This is a genomic window from Paraburkholderia sp. Cy-641 (genome assembly GCF_011752945.1).
In the GTDB taxonomy this organism is placed as follows: Bacteria; Pseudomonadota; Gammaproteobacteria; order Burkholderiales; family Burkholderiaceae; genus Paraburkholderia.
On the sequence record NZ_VWWM01000019.1, the window covers coordinates 113,391 to 134,171 of the forward strand.

Here is a 20,781-nt window from a genome sequence, read left to right on the forward strand (position 1 = left end):
CTGGAGAAAAAAGATTGTAGAGCAAATAGTTTGTCTATTTGGGGACGGTTTCTCCATTCGCAAGCAAACTCGAATGTATTCTCCCTATCACGATAATAGGCCCGGTAAATGGCCGTTTCCAGACTCGCCTATCCGCGGATTTGCCGCAGTGTTTTTTGCCGCAGTTTTTCACCGCGTTTTTTCATCGGGATTTTTTCAAGCGGCTTTTTCATCCGGCTGTTCATCTGGTTTTTTCAGCGATAGCCGGCCGGCTCGTCATTATCTCCCACCGATCCGCCAGCCATTTTGCGGACGTTGTCAGGCGGCTTCCCTGCTGTTTTCCGCCGGAGCTATTTCCGTCGTCTTCGAGACGGTTCCTTCGACGCGCCCATTCGCGCAAGACCCTCAACCATTCCGCCGGAAATCCGGCAAAAAAAAGCCCGCCATGAAGGCGGGCAAAATCGCCGTGCTGGATGCCTGATCCGTCACCGCACTCCATGCTCCGACGAGCCCGCAAGCGCGGGCCCGCGCGAAGGCACTGCGAGCAGCGGCGTTATTCGACGTGTTCGCCGTGCAGGCTCACGTCGAGGCCCTCGCGCTCCTGCTCTTCGGTCACGCGGATGCCCATCACCATGTCGATCACCTTCAGCAGGATGAAGCTCACCACGCCGCTGTAGATCAGCGTCGTCAGCACGCCCTTCGCCTGCAGGATCACGCTGCCGTCCGCGCCGCCGATGTCCTTGACCGCGAATACGCCGGTCAGCAGCGCACCGACGATACCGCCGATGCCGTGCACGCCGAACGCGTCGAGCGAATCGTCGTAACCGAGCTTGTGCTTGAGCCACGTCGCCGACCAGAAGCAGACCACGCCGGCAACGATGCCGATCACGAGCGCGCCGAGCGTGCCGACGAAGCCCGAAGCCGGCGTAATCGCGACCAGACCCGCGACCGCGCCCGACACGATGCCGAGCACCGACGGCTTACCCTTGGCCGCCCATTCGGCGAACATCCACGCGAGCGCGGCCGCCGCCGTCGCCACTTGCGTCGCGAACATCGCGAAGCCGGCACGGCCGTCCGCCGCGACAGCCGAACCCGCGTTGAAGCCGAACCAGCCGACCCACAGCATCGCGGCACCGATCAGCGTGAGCGTCAGGTTGTGCGGCGCCATCGCTTCGCGGCCGTAGCCGACGCGCTTGCCGAGCACCAGACAGCAAACGAGGCCCGCGATACCGGCATTGATGTGCACCACCGTGCCCCCCGCGAAGTCGAGGATGCCCGCGCTGGCGAGCCAGCCGGTCGGCTCCCACACCATGTGCGCGATCGGCGCGTAGACGATGATCGACCACAGCGACATGAACACGAGCATCGCCGAGAACTTCATGCGGTCGGCGAACGCGCCGGTAATCAGCGCCGGCGTGATGATCGCGAAGGTCATCTGATAGACGAAGTAGACCGTCTCGGGAATCGTCGGCGCGAGGTGGCTCACGGTCAGCGTCGTGGCCTTGTCGCCCTTGATGTAGGTCATGCCGGCCATGAACACGCGCGAGAAGCCGCCGATGAACGAGCCGCCCGGCGTGAACGCGAGGCTGTAGCCCACCACGGTCCAGATGATCGTCACGAGACAGGTGATCGCGAAGCTTTGCATCAGCGTCGCAAGCACGTTCTTCTTGCGGACCATGCCGCCGTAGAACAGCGCGAGACCGGGGATCGTCATGAACAGCACGAGCGCGGTCGAGGTCAGCATCCAGGCGGTGTCGCCGGAATTGATCTTCGACGAATCGACCGAGAACGGCGCGGTCGGCGCAGCCGGCGCGGCTGCGGCTGCCGAGGTGTCGGCGGACGCCGGTGCGCTTGCGGCCGGGGCAGCGGGTGCCGACGCCGCGGCGGCAGCGGGTGCGGCCGACGTATCTGCCGCCGGCGCGCTCGCGGCCGCAGCGGACGCGGGCGCGGACGCATCGTCCGCGAGGGCGGCGCCGATACCGCCCGCGAGCAGCGAGCCGGCCATTAGCAGGGACATCAATAGTTTGCGCATCTTCGTTTTCCTCTTGTCGCTTATCTGTGCTGTGTCGCTTGGGTCTTTACAGCGCGTCGGCCCCGGTTTCGCCGGTGCGGATGCGGATCACCTGCTCGATCGGCGTGACGAAAATCTTGCCGTCGCCGATCTTGCCGGTGCGCGCGGCGCGTTCGAGCGCCTCGATCGCCTGATCGACGATGTCGTCCGACACGGCCGCCTCGATCTTCACCTTCGGCAGAAAGTCGACGACATACTCAGCCCCCCGATACAGCTCCGTATGGCCCTTCTGCCGCCCGAAGCCTTTGACTTCCGTGACCGTGATGCCCGACACGCCGATCGCCGACAAGGCTTCGCGCGCTTCATCGAGCTTGAACGGCTTGATGATTGCGGTAATGAGCTTCATGAAATTCCTCGCTAGTGTGTTGCTGATCGCGTTGCCAACCGTTGCGTACCCGTAACCGTGGTCTCCGGCGCCGCCGGTGAAGAAGCTCCGGCGGTGCGCGCGGGGCAGTAACAGCAACTCGCGTGCCATGTTGTGTCAGACTTCGCCTCGCGTGCATGGCGCAAGGCGCCCGGACGGCCTTGTCCGAACGGCCAGGCGCACGGCGCGCGGGTGGCGCGGCGTAGGGATCGTTGCTAGAGTGTTCGAAGGTTCTGAACGCGACGGCGCGCACCAAAGGCGCTCATGCGGCCGCGGCAACGCGGGCGGCACGCACCACGATCGCCCATTCGCCGTGGCGGGGCACAGACGTCATGAAACATGCACATTTTTTGTGCACCAAGGGGAACACCATGAAACAACCGAACGACGTTTTCAACGACTTCCAGGCACGCGTGAGCGATCTGTTCAAGAACTCGCCGGCCAGGGATGTCGAGCGCAACGTCAAGGCCATGCTGTCGCAAGGCTTCTCGAAGCTCGATCTCGTCACGCGCGAGGAATTCGATACGCAAACCCAGGTGCTCGTGCGCACCCGTGCGCGTCTCGAAGAGCTGGAGCGCCGCGTCGCCGAGCTCGAACAGAAGCTGCCGCTCACTCAAACGCCGTAACCCTCGCGCGCGGCATTCGCGCCGCGCCATGCTGCACATCACCGGCAAGCGGGCCGTGACGTCATCAGCGCTTTAGGAGACTCGCACGTGCCAACGGCGCGCGGTCCGACGGGAGAAAACATGTCGCTTGCCGTGGTGCGCAGTCGCGCGCCGGCCTCTGGCCGCGCGCCGGAAGTCACCGTCGAGGTTCACCTCGCCAACGGATTACCTTCGTTCGCCATCGTCGGTCTTCCCGATCTCGAAGTGCGCGAAAGCCGCGAGCGGGTGCGCGCGGCGCTGCAGAACTGCGGCTTCGACTTCCCCGTGAGACGCATCACCGTCAATCTCGCGCCGGCCGATCTGCCGAAAGAATCGGGCCGCTTCGATCTGCCGATCGCGCTCGGCATCCTCGCCGCGAGCGGACAGATTCCCGCCGAATCGCTGCGCCACCGTGAATTCGCCGGCGAGCTGTCGCTGACCGGCGCGCTGCGGCCGATGCGCGGCGCGTTCGCGATGGCATGCGGCACGGCGCGCGGCGCAATGGCGGCCGACGGTGGCGATGGCAACGCCGTGCATTCTTCCGCGCCGCCTTCCCCGCTGGCCGAAGCAACCGCAGCGGAATCGCCGTTCCGTACTCCACAGCTTTACCTGCCCGCCGCGAGCGCGGCGGAAGCTGCGCTCGTGCCCGGCGTCGACGTCTATGGCGCCGCCGATCTGCCGTCGCTATGCGCGCATCTCGCGGACGCGCCGGACGCGCGCCTGCGCCCGATCGCCGCACCCGAGCCCGGCACGGAAGCCGTCGCCGCCCGCCCCGACATGGCTGACGTGATCGGCCAGCGCGCCGCGCGGCGCGCGCTGGAAGTCGCCGCGGCCGGCGGCCATCACGTGCTGCTGATCGGGCCGCCCGGCGCCGGCAAGTCGATGCTCGCCGCGCGTCTGCCCGGGCTGTTGCCGCCCATGACCGACGACGAAGCGCTGACTTCCGCCGCGCTGCTGTCCGCGAGCCGGATCGGCTTCACGCCGTCGCAATGGCGACAACGGCCGTTTCGCGCGCCGCATCATTCGTCGAGCGCGGCGGCGCTGGTCGGCGGACGCAATCCGCCGCAGCCGGGCGAGATCACGCTCGCTCATCTGGGTGTGCTGTTCCTCGACGAGTTGCCCGAATTCGATCGCGTCGTGCTCGAAACGCTGCGCGAGCCGCTCGAAGCCGGCCGCATCACGATCTCGCGCGCCGCGTTGCAGGCCGATTTCCCGGCCGCCTGCCAACTGATTGCCGCGATGAACCCGTGCCCGTGCGGCTGGCGCGGCGATCCCGGCGGGCGCTGCCGTTGCACGCCGGAAATCGCGACGCGTTATCTGCGCAAGCTCTCGGGGCCGCTGCTCGACCGGATCGACATCCAGCTCGAAGTGCCGGCGCTCACACCCGCCGAACTCGGAGCCCGCGCGGCCACCACGGGTGAAGCGAGCGCAGTTATCGCGCAACGGGTCAGCGCCGCGCGCGAGCGGCAATTGATCCGCCAGAGCAAAACCAACCGTGAACTGGATGGCCGGGAAGTGGATGAGGTCTGCCGCCCGGACCCGGCCGGCGAAGCGCTCCTGCGCGAAGCGGGCGAGCGATTCGGCTGGTCGGCGCGTGCTTACTACCGCGTGCTGAAGGTCGCGCGGACCATCGCCGACCTCGCCGGCGCGGCGATGCCGAGCGCCGCGCAAATCGCCGAAGCGATCCAGTATCGCAGGGCTTTGGGCTCACTATGAGGAGAAAAATCTACTGTCAAGACTTGACTTATGCACATCTTCGCGCTTTTGACAAATTTTGAAACAATTCCGAAGCCCGCCCAAGCATAAACCAATAAACCTTTGATTTAATTGATTTTTATAAAACCCACCACATCAGTGAATTCTGACGAAATCCCCGCCGGACGGGCTTTTGCGGCAAATCAGGCCGACTTCTCAACAGAGTTATCCACAGGAACGGGGCTTATCGCCAAAACTTCAACGTAAACCGGGAATTAGCGCACAAAGCTGCGAAGGAACTTTCACTGTGCGCGGCGCTCTGCTTGCGCCGCATCGGCCTGAACGCCCCGTGCTCAATAAAGCTGGAACGACGAAAAAAACTGGTCGACCTGGTCCTGCGGCAGCGGTTGGTCGGCGATGATCGCCGCCTGATAGACGTGCCGGCCGTGTGCGACGAGCCGCGCGTAGACAATGCGGGTCTCGTGCTGTGCGCCGGCCTCGCCGCTCACCTTCATCTCGAGGCCAGGGGTATGGCCGCCCGCGGCGAGCGGAATTTGCACCGCGTGCGCATCGGGTGCCGCGCCGACGTTGCGGGCCAAACCCGCGCGCAGGAAATCGAGCGCGGCGCGCTGGGTGGCGTCGCTATCGTCGGGCAGCATCACCGTGCCGACCGCGAAAACCGCGTTGCCGGCTTCGGCCGTCTGCATCGCCATCTGCACCGGCGCGCCGTGGATCTGTACCGCGCGCTGGTCCTTGCCCGGTTTGGCCGGAAAGTCGACGGTGTAGCCGTCGTCGTTGTTCATGACAGTGCGCCAGTCGAATGTCGGCGAGCAGGCGCTCAACGCGACGCCGAGTGCAAGCGCGGCCGCCGCCGTGCCGAGCACGGTTCGGGTTCGGGGGTACGGCAGGCGCGGGAGAATTCGGTCGGAGCCGAGCAGCATACTGTGCTCCCTCAAGCGCTGCGGCAGAGGCAGACAAAGCGGCAACCAGACTGGAAAGCGAGCCGGAAAGCGGCCCAACGGGGCAAGACGACACAACACACGCACAAGCAACCAGCGGCAACAAAAGGCAGTTCTGGACATGGAAACGGAAGATCGAGCTGACAGGAACGTAAAGCCCTATTATCCGCTGATCCACGGCGGGTTTCGCTCCCGCTGGCGTGCCGCGCGGACGCAACGGCACCAATGGAGCTACAATAGCCGGGCTATTCAGCACCGGCCCGACGTGCCACCCTGCCCCATTGTTCCGCGCGCCCCGCGCGACTCACGAGGTTCCGTTCATGAGCTCCAATTCATCAACCGCCGCCCGGCGCACGAACCCGCTTCGCTACATCATTGCGGCAATCGTGGTCGTCGCGCTCGCCGTCGCCGGTTACTTCGCGTTTGCGGGCCAGCAACGCGTGCCCGACGCGACCTTCACGCTGCTGTCGGGCAAGAAGCTCACGACCGCCGATCTCAAAGGCAAGGTCTATCTGGTCAATTTCTGGGCGACGAACTGCGACACCTGCATGAAGGAAATGCCGCAGATGGTCCAGACCTATAACCGCTTCAAGGGCCAGGGGCTCGAATTCGTCGCGGTGGCCATGAACTACGACGCACCGATGTACGTGACCAACTACACGGCAACGCGTCAGCTGCCGTTCAAGGTCGCGATGGACGACGGCTCGGCCGCCAAGCAGTTCGGCAACGTCCAGCTCACGCCGACCACGTTCGTCATCGACAAGGACGGCAAGATTCTGAAGCGCTATGTCGGCGAACCGCAGTTCGCGGAACTCGACCAGTTGCTCGAAAAGGCGCTCAAGACCTGACGCCTGCCGCAGCGGCGCCGGGCAGGCCACCAAGCCAGGCCCGGCCCGGGTTAAAAAGAGCCGCATCAAGGAACCGCATCAACCCCGCCTCGAACGAAACGCCGGCCGCCTGACGCGGCCGGCGTTTTGCTTTTAGCCCTCTCAGCGCTCCCCTTCCCCTTTGGCCGCGAGGCCATACCGCTTGATCTTCTCGTAGAGCGTCGCCTTGCCGAGTTGCAGCCGGTCGGCCGCCACGGCGACCACGCCGCCCGCCTGCTCCAGCGCCTCGGCGATCATCGCCCGCTCGAACTGCTCGACCCGCTCCTTGAGCGGTTGCGCGGCCGCGTCCTCGTCGGCGAAGGACAGCGCGGGTTCGTCGGCGATGCCGAGCACGAAGCGGTCGGCGGCATTGCGCAACTCGCGCACGTTGCCGGGCCAGTCGCGCTGCATCAGGCTCGCGCGCTGGCGATCGGTGAGAATCGGCGCCGGCCGTTGATAGCGCACGGCCGCATCGAGCACGAAGTGTTCGAACAGCGGCACGATGTCCTCGCGGCGCTCGCCAAGCGGCGGCAGCGCGATCGTCACCACGTTGAGCCGGTAGAGCAGATCGCGCCGGAACGAACCGTCCGCGACATGCTCGGCCATGTCGCCCTTCGCGGCCGCCACCACGCGGCAATTGACGCGAATCGGCTGATTCGAGCCGAGCCGCTCCAGCACGCCGTCCTGCAGCACGCGCAGCAGCTTGACCTGCAACGCGAGCGGCATGCTCTCGATTTCGTCGAGAAACAGCGTGCCGCCCGACGCATGTTCGAGCTTGCCGATCCGCCGTTTCGCCGCGCCCGTGAACGCGCCCGGCTCGTAGCCGAACATCTCCGATTCGAACATCGGCTCGGGCAGCGCGCCGCAATTCACCGCGATAAACGGCTTGTCACGCCGCGGCGACAGCTCGTGCAGGCTACGCGCAATCAGTTCCTTGCCCGCGCCGGTATCGCCGTTGATGAGCACCGACGCATCGGTCGGCGCAACGTTGGCGATCAGCCGCCGCACCTGCTCGATCGCGGGACTGCGGCCGATGATGCGCGGCGCCACCGTGTTCTGCTCCGCCAGCTCACGGCGCAGCGCGAGGTTTTCGAGCACGAGCTTGCGGCGCTCCAGCGCACGCCGCACGGTCTCGATCAGCCGCTCGGACGCGAACGGTTTTTCGATGAAGTCGTAGGCGCCGTCGCGCATCGCCTGCACGGCCATCGAGATATCGCCGTGACCGGTGACGAGAATCACCGGCACGTCAGGGGCGCGCTCGTGGCACTGCGCGAGCAGATCGAGTCCGCTCGCGCCGGGCAGCCGGATATCGCTGACGATCACGCCGGAAAAGTCCGCGCTGATCAGCTTCGCCGCCGCCTCGACCGACGCGTGGCCGATCACGTCGAAGCCCGCCAGTTGCAGGCTCTGCACGCTCGCGCGGCGCACCAGTTCATCGTCTTCGATATATAGCACCTGCAGGCCGTCGTTCATGGCGTGTTCCGTGTGAGGCTTCGTGTGATGTCAGGAGCCCGCGCCCGGCGAGTCGTGCCCGACGTTCGTCGGCACGCGTGCGCGGCGCAGCGTCAGCACGAATGATGCACCGCCGTGCGGCGCGTTGCGCGCGACGAGCGAACCGCCGCAGTCGCGCGCGATCGACGATGAAATCGCGAGGCCGAGGCCGAGCCCCTGGCCCATTTCCTTGGTCGTGAAGAACGGCTCGAAGAGGCGCGGCAGCACGTCGTCGGCAATGCCGGGGCCGTTGTCGACAACCACGATCGACAGATTCGCGTCGCTCGCTTCGACCTCGACCGCGATGCGCGGCGCGCTCATGCCGGCGGTCGCGTCGAGCGCGTTGCCGAGCAGGTTGATGAGCACCTGTTCGAGCCGCAGATCATCGCAATGCGCGACCAGTTCGGGATGATCGTCCGTAAGACTCAGCGGTGCGCGCCAACCGGCAAGCGCATCGGCGCCGGCATCGGCACTTGCATCCGCATCGATCAGCACGAACCCGAGTTCGACGCCCTGCAAGCGCTTTTGCAGCAGTGCGACGACGTTGCGCAAGGCCCGCACGACCGGCGCGCGTGCGCTGCGCGGCCGCGCGCGGCCCACGAACAGCTTCAACTGGTTCGTGATCTTGCCCATTCGCTCGGTCAGCGCCGCGATCGCTTCGAGATTCTCGCGCGCCGACGCCTGATCGCCGCGTTCGAGCAGCACGCGCGTGTTGTCCGAGAAACTGCGCAGCGCGGCAAGCGGCTGATTCAGTTCATGCGTGATGCCGGCCGCCATCTGGCCGAGCGCCGCGAGCTTGCTCGCCTGGATCAGCTCGTCGTGGGCGGCGCGCAATTCCTGTTCGGCGCGCGTGCGCTCGGCCACTTCCTTCTGCAACTGCTCGTTCGCCTCGGACAGATCGGCGGTGCGCTCGGCAACGCGCTGGTTCAGCTCCGCATACGCCTTCTGCAGCAGCGCGCGGCTGCGCATCACTTCGCGCACGCGCGCGCGACGCATGCGCCAGTAGAACGCGAGCAGCACGAGCGAGATATAGCCGAAGCCCGTGACGATGGTTGCCTTGCGCGCGTCGGCGTCGACCGGATCGACGGGCGACAACGTAATCAGATGCCAGTCGGGTTCGCCCATGCCGCGCCGCGACGCGAGATAGCGCGGCGCGAGACGCCCGCCGCCGATGCGCACGATCTGCGCATTGCCTTCGAGCGTGCGCTCGATCGTGACCGGCAGCGGCGCGATCGGCTGCTGTGCGTATTGCCGCGCCTGGTAGATCGAATCAGCGACCTGTCCAGGCAGCGGACGGATCGTGTGGTATTTCCAGGCCGGCACCGAGGAGAGAAAGATCACGCCATGATCGTCGGTCACGAGCAGCGGCTCGGATGCATCGACGCCCTGGAACCATTCGAGATCGAGCTTGACGACCGCCACACCGACGATCTTGCCGTCGCGCCGCACCGGCTGCGAAATGTAATAGCCCGGCGCCTGCGAAATCGTGCCGATGCCGAAGAAGCGGCCCACGCCGCCGTTGACCGCATCGACGAAATACGGCCGGAACTGGTAGCCCGCGCCGACGAAGCTGCCTGGCCCGCGCCAGTTGCTGGCGGCGACGCAATAGCCGTCGAGCGAGATGATGTAGGTGACCGTCGCGCGCGCGTGGCGGTTCAGGTCTTCGAGATAGAGATTGGCGCGCTTGACGTTGGCCGGGCTCGGATCGACAAGCACATCCTGCACGATCGGATGCTCGGCGAGCAGATAAGGCAGCGATTCGTAGCGTTCGAGCGTGCTTTTGAGCGCGCTCGCGGTGCGCTCGGCGCGCACCGCTGCGTTGCTCCGCAGCGTGTCGACGCCGCTGCGCCACGCGATACCGTAGGTGAGCCCGCATGCCGCCACGAGCCCGGCCAGCAGCGCGAAGAAGATCAGCAGGCGGCGCGTCACGTTGGCAAGGTCCGATCGATAGGGATCGGACATTGTGGCATAAGGCGGCACGGGCTCGCGGCCGGACTGGCCGCGGGTTTCGCCTGGCGCTTTGCCGCGCGCTTTGCTGTGAGTTGCGCTGCAAGTTGCGCCGCGAATTTCGCCGCACACCGGGCTGCGGGTTTCGCCCGCCGGATGCCCCGCATGCTCCGGATGTGCCGAAGAAGACGCGCGAGCAGGCTCTTCGGAAGAATGCGCGGACGCCGGTTTCATACGCAGGCGTCCGCGCTCATGACGACAGAAACAGCCAAAGCCCTAAGCGCCGCTCAGACGCCGGCCGGCTCTTTGACCGCCACGTCGCCGCGCAGCACCGCGCTGAGCCGGCTGCGGTCGAGCTCCTTCTCCCAGGCCGACACGACGACCGTCGCAACACCGTTGCCGACGATGTTGGTCAGCGCGCGGCATTCGCTCATGAAGCGGTCGATGCCGAGAATCAGCACCATGCCCGAGAGCGGGATCGTCGGCACGACGGCGAGCGTCGCCGCGAGCGTGATGAAGCCCGCGCCGGTCACGCCGCTCGCGCCCTTCGAGGTCAGCATCGTCACCGCGAGCAGCGTGAGCTGCTGCGTCCACGTGAGATCGGTGTTGGTCGCCTGGGCGATGAACAGCACCGCCATCGTCATGTAGATATTGGTGCCGTCGAGGTTGAACGAGTAGCCGGTCGGCACCACGAGGCCCACCACCGAGCGCGAGCAGCCGAGATTTTCGAGCTTCTGCATCAGTTGCGGCAGCGCGGCTTCGGACGAGCTCGTGCCGAGCACGATCAGCATCTCTTCCTTGATGTACGCGACGAAGCGCAGGATGTTGAAGCCCACGAGGCGCGCGATGATGCCGAGCACGACCACCACGAACACGATCGAGGTCAGATAGAAGGTGCCGATCAGCTTGAGCATCGGCAGCAGCGAGCCGATGCCGTATTTGCCGATCGTGAAGGCCATCGCGCCGAACGCGCCGATCGGCGCGAGCTTCGTGATGATGCGCACGATGCCGAACAGGATGTGCGAGAGGCTGTCGATGAAGTTCGTCACGACCTTGCCCTTCTCGCCGGCCGTCGCGAGCACCGCGCCGAACAGCAGCGCGACCAGCAGGATCTGCAGGATTTCACCCTGCGCGAACGCCGACGAGATCGTGTCCGGAATGATGTGCATCAGGAAGTCGACGCTCGACTGGCCGTGCGCCTTAGCCGCGTACGACGCGACCGCGCGGCTGTCGAGCGAGGCCGGATCGACGTTGAAGCCGGCGCCCGGACGCAGCAGGTGCGTGGCCGCGAGGCCGAGCACGAGCGCGAAGGTCGAGACGATCTCGAAGTACAGCAGCGCCTTCCCGCCGACGCGCCCGACCTTCTTCATGTCTTCCATGCCGGCGATGCCCGTCACCACCGTGCAGAAGATGATCGGCCCGATCACCATCTTGATGAGCTTGATGAAGCCGTCGCCGAGCGGCTTCATGTCGACGGCGAGGTTCGGGTAGAAATGCCCCAGTACGATGCCGATGATGATCGCCACGATCACCTGGACGTACAGCACTTTATGGATAGGTTTCTTCACGATGATTCCTGCGAGGGGGATGAGCTCATGACCTGCGGCACGCCGCGCGCGAACGGATCGTCGTCGCGCGAGTACGGCATCAGGGCGCGATAAGACGACGAATACAGAAATACCGGGAAGGGAAATCGGACATCGTTGTCTCCTTGCTTTAGTTGTCGGGCCGTTGCGGCCGCGCGTTCTGAAATGCAAGGTCGATGCCAGATCGATGCAGGGCTGGAAGCCTTGATTTCTATGGGTTTTCTGGCGATACCGGCCGCGCGCCGTCCGGGATTCCGGAAATCCGGACGAAGGCCGTCGGGGAATCCGGAATCGGGCGCGGGAGGGATTGCGGGGAAACCCGCAGGGGTTTCCGCCTAGGCCAGCATGTCATGCGCGAGCAGATCGATGCGGTCCGTGCAGATCATGTCGACGCCCCATTGCGCGAGCCGTTGCGCGCGCGCCGGGTCGTTCACCGTGTAAGCGAGTACGCGCAGTCCGGCCGCGCGGACCTGGGCGACGAGCGGCTCGCTCAGATAGCGGTGGCTCGCGTGCAGCGACACGCAGTCGAGTTCGCGCACGATGCGCAGCCAGTCCGCCGGCAGTTCCTCGAACAGCATGCCGCGCGGCAGCGAGGGAGCGGCATCGCGCGCGGCGGCGAGCGCGTCGAACGAAAACGACGACAGCAGCGGCGGCGTCGGTCCGTGCCACAAGCTCAGCGCGCCGCGAGCGACCAGCGTGCCGGTGATCGCCTCGCGGCCCGGACACGGCTTGATCTCGATGTTGGCGGCGATGCCGTCGCGCGCGCAGCGTTCGGCCGCTTCGGCGAGCGTCGGCAAACGCGTGCCGGCGAATTGCGCGCCGCGCCACGCACCGGCATCGAGCGCGGCGAGTTGTTGCCACGCGTGCGCGGCAGCCGGACCGTGACCGCTGGTCGTGCGATCGAGCGTGTCGTCGTGCAGCAGGAAAAGCTGATTGTCGGCGGAGAGCTTCGCGTCGAATTCGACCATGCGATAGCCGTAGCGCACGCATGCGTCGAAGCCGGCCAGCGTGTTTTCGGGCGCCAGCGTGCCGCCGCAGCGATGCGCAACCAGCCGCGGATAAGGCCATTGTGCGGATGTCCCGCGATCGATCCCGTTTGCCACGTCTCGTTACCCTTCCAGATAGAGCGGTTCAGTGTGCGGCCGACGCTTGCCTGCTGCGTGTGTTTGCCGCGTGTCCACCGCGTGGTTTCGCTGGCCGCAAGCGCAAGTCCCACGCGTAGTATCGCGTATGAAGAAACACCGCGGTAGGCCGCGCGGGTCACACGACGAGCGGCCCAAGCGCTGCGGACCGGCACAAAAAGAAAAGCCCGCTCAAGGCGGGCTTTTCCACGATTGCGACCGCTGCCGCGAATCTCAGACCACACCGGCTCCATGCGCCTGCACGTCGGCGTGATAGCTCGAACGAACCATCGCGCCCACGGCCGCATGCGTGAAGCCCATCTTGTACGCCTCTTCCTCGTACATTTTGAAGGTGTCCGGATGCACGTACGCGCGCACCGGCAGATGGTGCTCCGACGGCTGCAGATACTGGCCGATCGTCAGCATGTCGACGTCGTGTTCGCGCAGATCGCGCATGACCTGCAGGATTTCCTCTTCGGTTTCGCCGAGGCCGACCATCAGGCCGGACTTGGTCGCGACGTGCGGATGCAGCGCCTTGAAGTCCTTCAGCAGCTTCAGCGAATGCGCGTAGTCCGAACCGGGGCGCGCCTCCTTGTACAGACGCGGCACCGTTTCGAGGTTGTGGTTCATCACGTCGGGCGGCGCGGCGTTCAGGATGCCGAGCGCGCGGTCGAGCCGGCCGCGGAAGTCCGGCGTCAGGATTTCGATGCGCGTGTCCGGCGACTGCTCGCGCGTCTGACGAATACATTCGACGAAGTGCGCCGCGCCGCCGTCGCGCAGATCGTCACGGTCGACGCTCGTAATCACGACGTACTTCAGCTTCAGCGCGGCGATGGTGCGCGCGAGGTTGGCCGGTTCGTCGGCATCGAGCGGATCGGGACGGCCGTGGCCGACGTCGCAGAACGGGCAGCGGCGCGTGCACTTGTCGCCCATGATCATGAAGGTCGCGGTGCCCTTGCCGAAGCATTCGCCGATGTTCGGGCAGCTCGCCTCTTCGCACACCGTGTGCAGGTTGTGTTCGCGCAGGATCTGCTTGATTTCGTAGAAGCGCGAATTGCCCGTGGCCGCCTTGACGCGAATCCAGTCCGGCTTCTTGAGCTTTTCGATCGGGACGACCTTGATCGGAATGCGCGCGGTTTTGGCTTGCGCTTTCTGCTTCGCAGTAGCGTCGTAAGCGGCGGGGGAAGCCAGCGCGCCTTCGGGCACGGGGGTGGCTGCTGCGGGATTCGCGGTTACGTCAGTCATTCGTTCGATCCAGTCAGGCGGTGAGCGCACCGGCCTGCGGTTGGGCGACGGCCGCGGGATTGCCGTCGAGGTTTGCGGTGAGGCGTGCTGCAAGGGTACGGGCCACGTCGTCCCAGCCGGCGGCAACGCCGAGCGTTGCCATGTCGACGGTTTCGAGCCCCGCGTAGCCGCATGGATTGATCGCGAGAAACGGCCGCAGGTCCATGTTCACGTTCAGGCTCACGCCGTGATAGCTGCAGCCGTTGCGGATTTTCAGGCCCAGCGCCGCGATCTTGGCACCGGCATGCGACCCGGCATCGGGTCCGGGCGCCACGTAGATGCCGGGGGCGCCCGCCTTGCGTTCTCCGGCGAGATTATACGCCGCCAGGGTGTCGATCACGGCCTGCTCGATCCGCGTGACCATCTCGCGCACCATCAGCTTGCGCCGGCGCAGGTCGAGCAGCAGATAGGCGACCACCTGCCCCGGCCCGTGGTACGTGATCTGCCCGCCCCGGTCGACCTTGACGAGCGGGATGGCGCTGTCGGCGGCGAGCAGGTGGGCCGGATCGCCGGCCTGGCCGAGCGTGAAGACGGGCGGATGTTCGACGAGCCAGATTTCGTCGGGGGTGTCGGCGGTGCGAGCATCAGTGAATGCGCGCATCGCGTCGAAACTGGCTTCGTAGGATTCGCGGCCGAGCCAGCGCAGCGTGGGCAACGCAGGCGCCGTAGCGGCGGGCAAGGGAGACGGAGAAACCGGGGTGGCGCACATGATCGTGGCAGTTTACCGAAATCTCGGAAACCGCGCCCGACGGGGAAAGGCCGAGCGGCCTGCCCGTCGCACCGTCCTCAAACCGTGCGCCAGCCGCCCCGCATCCGCATGACCAGCCGTTCGCCGACGCGCGCGAGCCCGTTCAGCGCGCGCTCGTCGCAACGCGTCGGCACCGAGAACGTGACCTTCGCGTGCTGGACCCCTTCTGCGCCGAGCCAGAGCCGCTCGCCGCGCCGCAGATGCAGCGTCTGGCCGGGCTGCAGCCAGTAGTCCAGCGTGTCGTCGCTGCGCGTGATCCAGACCGCGCCGCCGCGCACCGTCAGCTTCGTGCTGCGCGCCACCCGCAACGGCAAGGTTTCGCCCGTGCGGACTTCGTATGCAATGCTAGAGGAAATTTCTCGCATGATGCCCTCGCCAAAAATCGTTTCATGGCTAAAATCGTAGACGTAGCAAGGGCTTGCGCAAAACGATCAATTTTCACGGCTATGTGAGAAATATTGCAATGGACCTCAGGCAACTCCCCGCCCTGAACGCGGTCAAGGCGTTCGAAGCCGCCGCCCGCCACGAGAGCTTCTCGCGCGCCGCCGACGAGCTGTTCGTCACCCACGGCGCGGTCAGCCATCAGATCCGCGCGCTCGAAGCCGAGCTCGGCGTGTCGCTGTTCGCGCGCGACGGCAAGCGCGTGCGCCTGACCGAAACCGGCCGCCGCTATGCCGCGCAGGTGCGCGCCGCACTGATGGAACTCGCCGACGCCACTCGCGCGATCCGTGCCGGCGACCGCGAGCGGCGCCTCGTGGTGTCGATGCTGTCGTCGTTCGCGGCGCGCTGGGTGACGCCGCGCATCGGCAGCTTTATCGAGGCGCATCCGCAGTGGGACCTCGAACTGCTGTCCACCAACGCGCTCACCGATTTCGCGCGCGACGACGTCGACCTCGCGATCCGTTTCGGCTTCGGCAAATATCCGGGGCTGCACGCGGAACTGCTGCTCGACGAGATTTTCTTTCCGGCCTGCTCGCCGAACTTCAACGGCGGCAAGCTGCCGCAAACCCCGGCCGATCTCGCCAAAGTCCCGCTGCTGCGCTCCGACGACGAGCTATGGCGTCCGTGGTTCGACGCAGCCGGCCTGACCGACTGGCCGGAGCCGAAGCGCGGCGTGCTGTATCAGGATTCGTCGAATCTGCTGCAGGCGGCCATCGACGGCCAGGGGGTCGCGCTCACGCGCCGCTCGCTCGCGATGCACGAAATCGCGGCGGGCCGGCTCGTGCGGCTCTTCGACGTGGATGGGCCGAGTCCGTGGCAATACTATTTCATCTGCCCGCCGCAAATGCTCGAAACCGCGCGGGTCAAGGCGTTTCGCGACTGGGTGTTCGACGAGGTGGGACGCTTCAGGCAGCGCTTCGACCTCGCCTGCGAGGCCGGTCCCGCGGCCAGCGCGCGCCTCGCGGCGGAGGTGACGACGGAAGCGACGCCGGAAGCGGCGGCGCACGCATTGCGCGCCACGCCGTGAGCCGGGTCGTGTGAAGAAAGCAGGCGAGGAATCGCGCGCCGCTTACAGCACGACCTTGACCATCGGATGGCCGGTCAGCGCGCGATAGATGTCGTCGAGATGCGCGCGGCTCGTGGCGCGCACGTGGACGGTCAGCCCGGTGTAGGTGCCGCTGCTCGACGGCCGCGTTTCGACGCGCGAGGCGTCGACGTCGTTATCGAACTGGCGCACCACCGCGACGATCGTCTCGGCAAACTCGGGGTGCGATTTGCCCATGATCTTGATCGGGAAATCGCAGGGAAACTCGAACAGCGAGTCGTTCTCGGTACTCATTCTTTACTCCTTGCCGCACCTCGGCCTCAGCGGCCTCGGCTTGCCGATGCCGCAGCCGGCGAAACGCGCCGCGGCATCAACGGTGATTGCAGCGTAGCCCTTACTTTTTCTTGTTGAACATCAGCATCAGCGAATCCCAGACGCGGCCGACCACACCGGCCTGCGGCACCGGCTGCAGCGCGACCACCGGGAACTGCGCGAGCACCTTGCCGTCGGCAACGAACTTCGCAGTACCGACCTGCTGGCCGTTCGCGATCGGCGCGACGAGCGGATCGTTCAGCTCGATCTGCGGCTTCGCCTTGTCGCCCGCGCCCTTCGGCAGCGTGACGTACTGGTCGCTCTTCACGCCGACCTGCACGCTGTCCTGCGCCCCCTTGTAGACGCGCGGCGTGGCCACGACCTGGTTCGCCTTGTACAGACGCGTCGTGTCGTAGGCGGTGTAGCCGTAGTTCAGCATCTTCAGGCTGTCCTGCACGCGGTCGTGCTCCTTGGTCTCGCCCATCATCACCGAGACGAGACGGCGCGACGCGTCGGTCGTGCCCGGCAGCGAACGCTTCGCGCTCGCGATCAGGCAGTAGCCCGCCGCCTGCGTGTGACCGGTCTTCAGGCCGTCGACGGTCGGGTCGATCCACAGCAGACGGTTGCGGTTCGGCTGCTTGATCTTGTTGTACGTGAATTCCTTGACCGAGAAGATGTTGTAGTAGTCCGGATAATCGCGGATCAGCCGCGCCGACAGCACCGCGAGATCGCCCGCCGTGGTGTAGTGCTGCGGGTCGGGCATGCCGTTCACGTCGGCGAAATGCGTGTGCGTCATGCCGAGCTTCTGCGCTTCGGCGTTCATCATGTTGACGAACTGCGCCTCGCTGCCGCCGACCAGTTCGGCCAGCGCGATCGCCGCGTCGTTGCCCGACTGCACGATCATGCCGTACACGAGATCGTGCACGGTGACGGGCTTGTTCGCCTCGATGAACATGCGCGATTCGTCCGTCTTCACGCGGCGCACGGCCTCGCTCGGCATGACGGTCTGATCCATCGTGATCTTCTTCGTGTCGAGCGCCTCGAACACGAGATAGGCGGTCATCAGCTTGGTGAGCGAGGCCGGCTCGACGCGCTCCTCGGCATTGCCGGACGCGAGCACCTGGTTGCTGGTGGCGTCGACGAGCACCCACGAGCGCGCATTCACGGCCGGCGGCGGCACCTGCGCGAACGCGCCCGAGGCGGCGAGCGCGGCCGGCAGCACGAGACCGAGGGTGAGGGCGCGATTCAGCGAGACGGGAACGAACGAGGCGACGGACGGGAATGACGTACGGCCAGAAGAGGAGAAACGCATAGGGTCGATGGAGGCAGAAAAATACGTTGCGCGAGAGCACGCGTAGTTGGGGGAGCCGGTCGGCGGGCATCTGGCCGTAAAACGGCACGGCGCCCATTGGACTTCCGGCGGCGCAATCGGTTCGCGAACGCAGCGCTTCCCGCCCGGCCGCGCTGCGCGCGAAGCGGAACTCCGCGGCGCGCGAACTGCCGGATGGGCGGCGCTGCGCCCAAAAAAAGAGCGCCCATTATACGCGCGCTACCTGGCCGGCTTCGCGCATGGAGCGGTCGCAGGATGGCGATTCGCACACGTTTGCGCATGCCGGCCCGCGGGACGAAGCGCGGCGCGCGTTTTTACCGCCACGCGTCGACGATGATCCGCTTCAGGATGTGCAGCTTGCGGTGCAGGAAATGCTCGGCGCCCGGAATCACGACCACCGGCAGTTCCTGCGGCCGCGCCCAGTCGTACACGGATTGAATCGGCACGGTCTCGTCGACTTCGCCGTGAATCACGAGCGTGCTCTCCGGCACGGGCGCGACGTCCCAGCGGCTCGCCGCGGTGCCGACGAACACGATGCGTTCGATCTCCCGGCCTTCTTCGCGCAGCTTCGCGGCCACATGCGAGAGCACGACCGTGCCGAACGAAAAGCCCGCGAGCACGAGCGGCAGAGCGCCGTACTGCGCATCGGCGCGCATGTGTTCGAGCACCGCGCGCAGATCGTCGCGCTCGCCGACGCCCGCGTCGTGCTCGCCCTGGGTCTGGCCGACGCCGCGAAAATTCGAGCGATACGTGACGTAGTTCAGTTGCACGAGCGTGCGCGCGAGCGTCTGCGCGACCTTGTTGTCCATCGTGCCGCCAAAGAGCGGATGCGGATGCGCGACAAGCGCGATGCCGCGCGGCGCGGCGCCTTTTTCGCGCACGTCGTCGGGCAGGTCCAGCGCGACCTCGATCTTGCCGACCGGGCCGTCGATCAGATATTTCTTCGTGTTGACATTCATGAGGGTGCCTGTCGATCGTTCTGTGATTCGCGCCTGACGGCGCGCGTTATTAATCGATCTTCAGACGTTCGACGACCTTGCCGTTCGCGAGATGCGACTCGACGATCTCGTCGATGTCGCTCTCGTCGACGTAGGTGTACCAGACGCCCTCGGGATACACGACGAGCGTCGGGCCGAGTTCGCAGCGGTCGAGGCAGCCCGCCTTGTTGATGCGCACCTGGCCGGGACCGGCGAGGCCGAGCTGCTTCACGCGCTTTTTCGCGTATTCCTGCATCGCCTGCGCATTGCAGTTGGCGCAGCTCGGACGCTCGGCGCCGGGCTCGCGTTGATTGAGACAGAAGAAGACGTGATGCTTGTAGAAGGAATCCATGATGTCCGGGAGAGCGAAACTGAAAGGGAGTGCAATGGCGCTGTCAGCACACGGTATGCCGCGGCGCCCGTGGTGCGGACGATTATAACGAGCAGGCCCGGCGGCCGCCGGGGTCTGCTGGCCGGAAAGGCCGGCGCTTCGGCAGCACCGCATGGCGCTTCACGTGCGCTTGCATGGTATCCGACGCGGGCCCGCTGCATTTCGTGCGAGCCTCTTTCGCCCGGGCCGATGCGAACCCGAGCGAACCCGGCCCATCGGGCGCACTGCCCGCGCCTGTCCGCCCGATGCGCCCTCGCCTCGTTTTCCCCGGTCTCACGCGCGCTTCGCCCGACGCTTCAGCCACGCCTGCTCGACCGCGAACGCGAGCCACACCAGCGCCGCGTACGGCCAGACCCACGCGAGCCAGCGCGCGAGACCGTTGAAGTGCAGATACCGCCCTTGCCGCCAGTCGGCCAGCACCACGTCGAAATACGGATTCACCGGCAGCAGATTGACGAACACGAGCGCAACGACGAGCGCGATGGCCGCCAGCGCCGCGCGCACGCGGCGGCGCAACGGCAACGCAGCGAGTGCCGCGAGCGTGCCGCACGCGAGCCCGCTCAATGCGCCGGGCGTCGCCCAGTCGAACGCAAGGCCGGATTGCGATTGCAGAAACGTCGCGCCGGCCTTCACGCCCAAGGTCACGACGATGAACACCAGCAAGAGACGCACGCGCGGCGCATGCCGGCGCGCCGGCAACGACGCGAGCACGAGCGCGGCGAACAGGTTCAGCGTCGTGATCAGCGCTTCCCAGGCGTCGTCGGGCAGCCACGCGGCGGCGGCCGCCGGCCATGCGCCGACGTGCCACGCGGACGGCGTCCACGCAAGCAACGCGTCCTGGGTCGCCGGATCGACGCGCAGCCACAGCATGCGCGGCCAGTTACCGAGGCCGAACAGACGCGGCGCCGGATACATCGTCGCGAACGGCCAGGTGGCAACGAGACACGCGAGCGCCGCGCGGCCGCGCTCGAACCACAGCAGCCGCAAGCGCCTGAGCAAGCCGCGATCGAGCAGCGCGCCGGTCGCGGGCGACATCATCGCCGCGCCGAGCAGCGCGCCGAGCGTGTTGGCGGCGAGATCGAGATTGGACGCGACGCGCGTCGGCAGATAAGTCTGCACCGCTTCCATCGTGCCCGACAGCAGAGCGCCGAGCCCGAACGCCAGCGCAACGGCCACGGCGCCGCGCCAGCGCGGATACACCGCGAGCACCACGAGCGCGCCGAACGGCATATAGCCGAGCACATTGGTGACGACGTCGAACGCCGTCAGATACTGCGGCATCGGATCGAACAGATAGGCAAACGGCGCGATGCCGAGCGAGCGCCAGCCGGAAAACGGATACCACGAACCGTAGACGATCAGCGCCGCATACAGCAGCAGCGCCTGCCGGGCGAGCCCCGACGGACGGCGCAACCAGGGTCGTTCGCTCATGCAGCGCTCCCTCCCGTGCGCTCGTGCGCTACCCGCCCGTCACTGCGCGGCGGCGAGCGCCTGCGAGCCGAGCCATGCGACGATCTGCGCGACGAGGTC

The 20,781-nt window shown here is 66.3% G+C and carries 20 protein-coding genes; 5 read left to right on the top strand and 15 right to left on the bottom strand.

Annotated elements, in window-relative coordinates; translation table 11 throughout:
- Positions 1 to 73 precede the first annotated feature (73 nt).
- Positions 74 to 460, top strand: coding sequence for a hypothetical protein (locus F3J20_RS12860; protein WP_167283525.1), 387 nt, complete (start codon positions 74 to 76; stop codon positions 458 to 460).
- Between the two features lie 72 nt (positions 461 to 532).
- On the opposite strand, the gene F3J20_RS12865 is transcribed toward F3J20_RS12860, so the two are convergent.
- Entirely contained in the window at positions 533 to 2,011 is a 1,479-nt protein-coding gene (locus F3J20_RS12865) for an ammonium transporter (protein ID WP_167283526.1), read from the bottom strand.
- A 46-nt stretch (positions 2,012 to 2,057) separates the two neighbouring features.
- On the bottom strand, positions 2,058 to 2,396 hold the full coding sequence (locus F3J20_RS12870; protein ID WP_006048089.1) for a P-II family nitrogen regulator: 339 nt from the start codon (positions 2,394 to 2,396) through the stop codon (positions 2,058 to 2,060).
- Positions 2,397 to 2,785: 389 nt separating this feature from the next.
- On the opposite strand from F3J20_RS12870, the gene F3J20_RS12875 reads away from it, so the two are divergent.
- Complete coding sequence (locus F3J20_RS12875) at positions 2,786 to 3,040, top strand: accessory factor UbiK family protein (RefSeq protein ID WP_167050513.1); 255 nt, start codon at positions 2,786 to 2,788, stop codon at positions 3,038 to 3,040.
- A 120-nt stretch (positions 3,041 to 3,160) separates the two neighbouring features.
- The gene (locus F3J20_RS12880; protein ID WP_167283527.1) at positions 3,161 to 4,774 is read left to right on the top strand and encodes a YifB family Mg chelatase-like AAA ATPase; all 1,614 of its coding nucleotides are present in this window, start codon (positions 3,161 to 3,163) and stop codon (positions 4,772 to 4,774) included.
- Between the two features lie 332 nt (positions 4,775 to 5,106).
- Here F3J20_RS12880 and F3J20_RS12885 read toward each other — a convergent pair whose 3' ends face one another.
- Positions 5,107 to 5,694 (bottom strand): hypothetical protein, encoded by a 588-nt coding sequence (locus tag F3J20_RS12885; RefSeq protein ID WP_205299279.1) that lies wholly within the window; start codon positions 5,692 to 5,694, stop codon positions 5,107 to 5,109.
- A 338-nt stretch (positions 5,695 to 6,032) separates the two neighbouring features.
- Here F3J20_RS12885 and F3J20_RS12890 point away from each other — a divergent pair, with 338 nt between their 5' ends.
- Complete coding sequence (locus F3J20_RS12890) at positions 6,033 to 6,560, top strand: TlpA disulfide reductase family protein (RefSeq protein ID WP_167042476.1); 528 nt, start codon at positions 6,033 to 6,035, stop codon at positions 6,558 to 6,560.
- A gap of 141 nt (positions 6,561 to 6,701) precedes the next feature.
- Here F3J20_RS12890 and F3J20_RS12895 read toward each other — a convergent pair whose 3' ends face one another.
- From F3J20_RS12895 to F3J20_RS12925, 7 genes are all read right to left on the bottom strand, one after another.
- Positions 6,702 to 8,051, bottom strand: a complete 1,350-nt coding sequence (locus F3J20_RS12895; RefSeq protein ID WP_167042474.1) for a sigma-54 dependent transcriptional regulator — start codon at positions 8,049 to 8,051, stop codon at positions 6,702 to 6,704.
- A 30-nt stretch (positions 8,052 to 8,081) separates the two neighbouring features.
- A complete protein-coding gene (locus F3J20_RS12900; protein ID WP_205299280.1) occupies positions 8,082 to 10,031 on the bottom strand; it encodes an ATP-binding protein in 1,950 nt (649 codons plus the stop codon).
- Between the two features lie 272 nt (positions 10,032 to 10,303).
- Positions 10,304 to 11,584, bottom strand: coding sequence for a dicarboxylate/amino acid:cation symporter (locus F3J20_RS12905; protein WP_167042472.1), 1,281 nt, complete (start codon positions 11,582 to 11,584; stop codon positions 10,304 to 10,306).
- Between the two features lie 353 nt (positions 11,585 to 11,937).
- Positions 11,938 to 12,705, bottom strand: coding sequence for a glycerophosphodiester phosphodiesterase (gene ugpQ, locus F3J20_RS12910; protein WP_167042470.1), 768 nt, complete (start codon positions 12,703 to 12,705; stop codon positions 11,938 to 11,940).
- Positions 12,706 to 12,957: 252 nt separating this feature from the next.
- Positions 12,958 to 13,968, bottom strand: a complete 1,011-nt coding sequence (gene lipA, locus F3J20_RS12915; protein ID WP_167042467.1) for a lipoyl synthase — start codon at positions 13,966 to 13,968, stop codon at positions 12,958 to 12,960.
- 13 nt (positions 13,969 to 13,981) lie between these two features.
- The gene (gene lipB, locus F3J20_RS12920) at positions 13,982 to 14,716 is read right to left on the bottom strand and encodes a lipoyl(octanoyl) transferase LipB (protein WP_167042465.1); all 735 of its coding nucleotides are present in this window, start codon (positions 14,714 to 14,716) and stop codon (positions 13,982 to 13,984) included.
- A 77-nt stretch (positions 14,717 to 14,793) separates the two neighbouring features.
- A complete protein-coding gene (locus tag F3J20_RS12925; RefSeq protein ID WP_167042463.1) occupies positions 14,794 to 15,120 on the bottom strand; it encodes a DUF2917 domain-containing protein in 327 nt (108 codons plus the stop codon).
- Positions 15,121 to 15,218: 98 nt separating this feature from the next.
- Here F3J20_RS12925 and F3J20_RS12930 point away from each other — a divergent pair, with 98 nt between their 5' ends.
- Positions 15,219 to 16,223, top strand: a complete 1,005-nt coding sequence (locus F3J20_RS12930; protein ID WP_167042461.1) for a transcriptional regulator GcvA — start codon at positions 15,219 to 15,221, stop codon at positions 16,221 to 16,223.
- A 42-nt stretch (positions 16,224 to 16,265) separates the two neighbouring features.
- Here the strand turns inward: F3J20_RS12930 and F3J20_RS12935 are convergent, their stop codons facing one another.
- The 5 genes from F3J20_RS12935 to F3J20_RS12955 all read right to left on the bottom strand — a co-directional run bounded on the left by F3J20_RS12935 (position 16,266) and on the right by F3J20_RS12955 (position 20,682).
- Positions 16,266 to 16,535 carry a DUF493 family protein gene (locus F3J20_RS12935; protein ID WP_167042459.1) on the bottom strand — a complete coding sequence of 90 codons (270 nt, stop codon included), beginning with the start codon at positions 16,533 to 16,535 and terminating at the stop codon, positions 16,266 to 16,268.
- A 100-nt stretch (positions 16,536 to 16,635) separates the two neighbouring features.
- On the bottom strand, positions 16,636 to 17,865 hold the full coding sequence (locus F3J20_RS12940; RefSeq protein WP_167042457.1) for a D-alanyl-D-alanine carboxypeptidase family protein: 1,230 nt from the start codon (positions 17,863 to 17,865) through the stop codon (positions 16,636 to 16,638).
- A gap of 332 nt (positions 17,866 to 18,197) precedes the next feature.
- Positions 18,198 to 18,842: an alpha/beta hydrolase gene (locus F3J20_RS12945; protein ID WP_167042455.1), complete on the bottom strand. Its 645-nt coding sequence runs from the start codon at positions 18,840 to 18,842 to the stop codon at positions 18,198 to 18,200.
- A 49-nt stretch (positions 18,843 to 18,891) separates the two neighbouring features.
- Entirely contained in the window at positions 18,892 to 19,212 is a 321-nt protein-coding gene (locus tag F3J20_RS12950; RefSeq protein WP_167042453.1) for a ferredoxin, read from the bottom strand.
- 312 nt (positions 19,213 to 19,524) lie between these two features.
- The gene (locus F3J20_RS12955; protein ID WP_167042451.1) at positions 19,525 to 20,682 is read right to left on the bottom strand and encodes a VanZ family protein; all 1,158 of its coding nucleotides are present in this window, start codon (positions 20,680 to 20,682) and stop codon (positions 19,525 to 19,527) included.
- Between the last annotated feature and the right edge of the window lie 99 nt (positions 20,683 to 20,781).

Coding starts and splice junctions, on each gene's coding strand:
- F3J20_RS12860 (WP_167283525.1), top strand. CDS start 74: ATGTATTCTCCCTATCACGATAATAGGCCCGGTAAATGGCCGTTTCCA.
- F3J20_RS12865 (WP_167283526.1), bottom strand. CDS start 2,011: ATGCGCAAACTATTGATGTCCCTGCTAATGGCCGGCTCGCTGCTCGCG.
- F3J20_RS12870 (WP_006048089.1), bottom strand. CDS start 2,396: ATGAAGCTCATTACCGCAATCATCAAGCCGTTCAAGCTCGATGAAGCG.
- F3J20_RS12875 (WP_167050513.1), top strand. CDS start 2,786: ATGAAACAACCGAACGACGTTTTCAACGACTTCCAGGCACGCGTGAGC.
- F3J20_RS12880 (WP_167283527.1), top strand. CDS start 3,161: ATGTCGCTTGCCGTGGTGCGCAGTCGCGCGCCGGCCTCTGGCCGCGCG.
- F3J20_RS12885 (WP_205299279.1), bottom strand. CDS start 5,694: ATGCTGCTCGGCTCCGACCGAATTCTCCCGCGCCTGCCGTACCCCCGA.
- F3J20_RS12890 (WP_167042476.1), top strand. CDS start 6,033: ATGAGCTCCAATTCATCAACCGCCGCCCGGCGCACGAACCCGCTTCGC.
- F3J20_RS12895 (WP_167042474.1), bottom strand. CDS start 8,051: ATGAACGACGGCCTGCAGGTGCTATATATCGAAGACGATGAACTGGTG.
- F3J20_RS12900 (WP_205299280.1), bottom strand. CDS start 10,031: ATGTCCGATCCCTATCGATCGGACCTTGCCAACGTGACGCGCCGCCTG.
- lipA (WP_167042467.1), bottom strand. CDS start 13,968: ATGACTGACGTAACCGCGAATCCCGCAGCAGCCACCCCCGTGCCCGAA.
- lipB (WP_167042465.1), bottom strand. CDS start 14,716: ATGTGCGCCACCCCGGTTTCTCCGTCTCCCTTGCCCGCCGCTACGGCG.
- F3J20_RS12925 (WP_167042463.1), bottom strand. CDS start 15,120: ATGCGAGAAATTTCCTCTAGCATTGCATACGAAGTCCGCACGGGCGAA.
- F3J20_RS12930 (WP_167042461.1), top strand. CDS start 15,219: ATGGACCTCAGGCAACTCCCCGCCCTGAACGCGGTCAAGGCGTTCGAA.
- F3J20_RS12935 (WP_167042459.1), bottom strand. CDS start 16,535: ATGAGTACCGAGAACGACTCGCTGTTCGAGTTTCCCTGCGATTTCCCG.
- F3J20_RS12940 (WP_167042457.1), bottom strand. CDS start 17,865: ATGCGTTTCTCCTCTTCTGGCCGTACGTCATTCCCGTCCGTCGCCTCG.
- F3J20_RS12945 (WP_167042455.1), bottom strand. CDS start 18,842: ATGAATGTCAACACGAAGAAATATCTGATCGACGGCCCGGTCGGCAAG.
- F3J20_RS12950 (WP_167042453.1), bottom strand. CDS start 19,212: ATGGATTCCTTCTACAAGCATCACGTCTTCTTCTGTCTCAATCAACGC.
- F3J20_RS12955 (WP_167042451.1), bottom strand. CDS start 20,682: ATGAGCGAACGACCCTGGTTGCGCCGTCCGTCGGGGCTCGCCCGGCAG.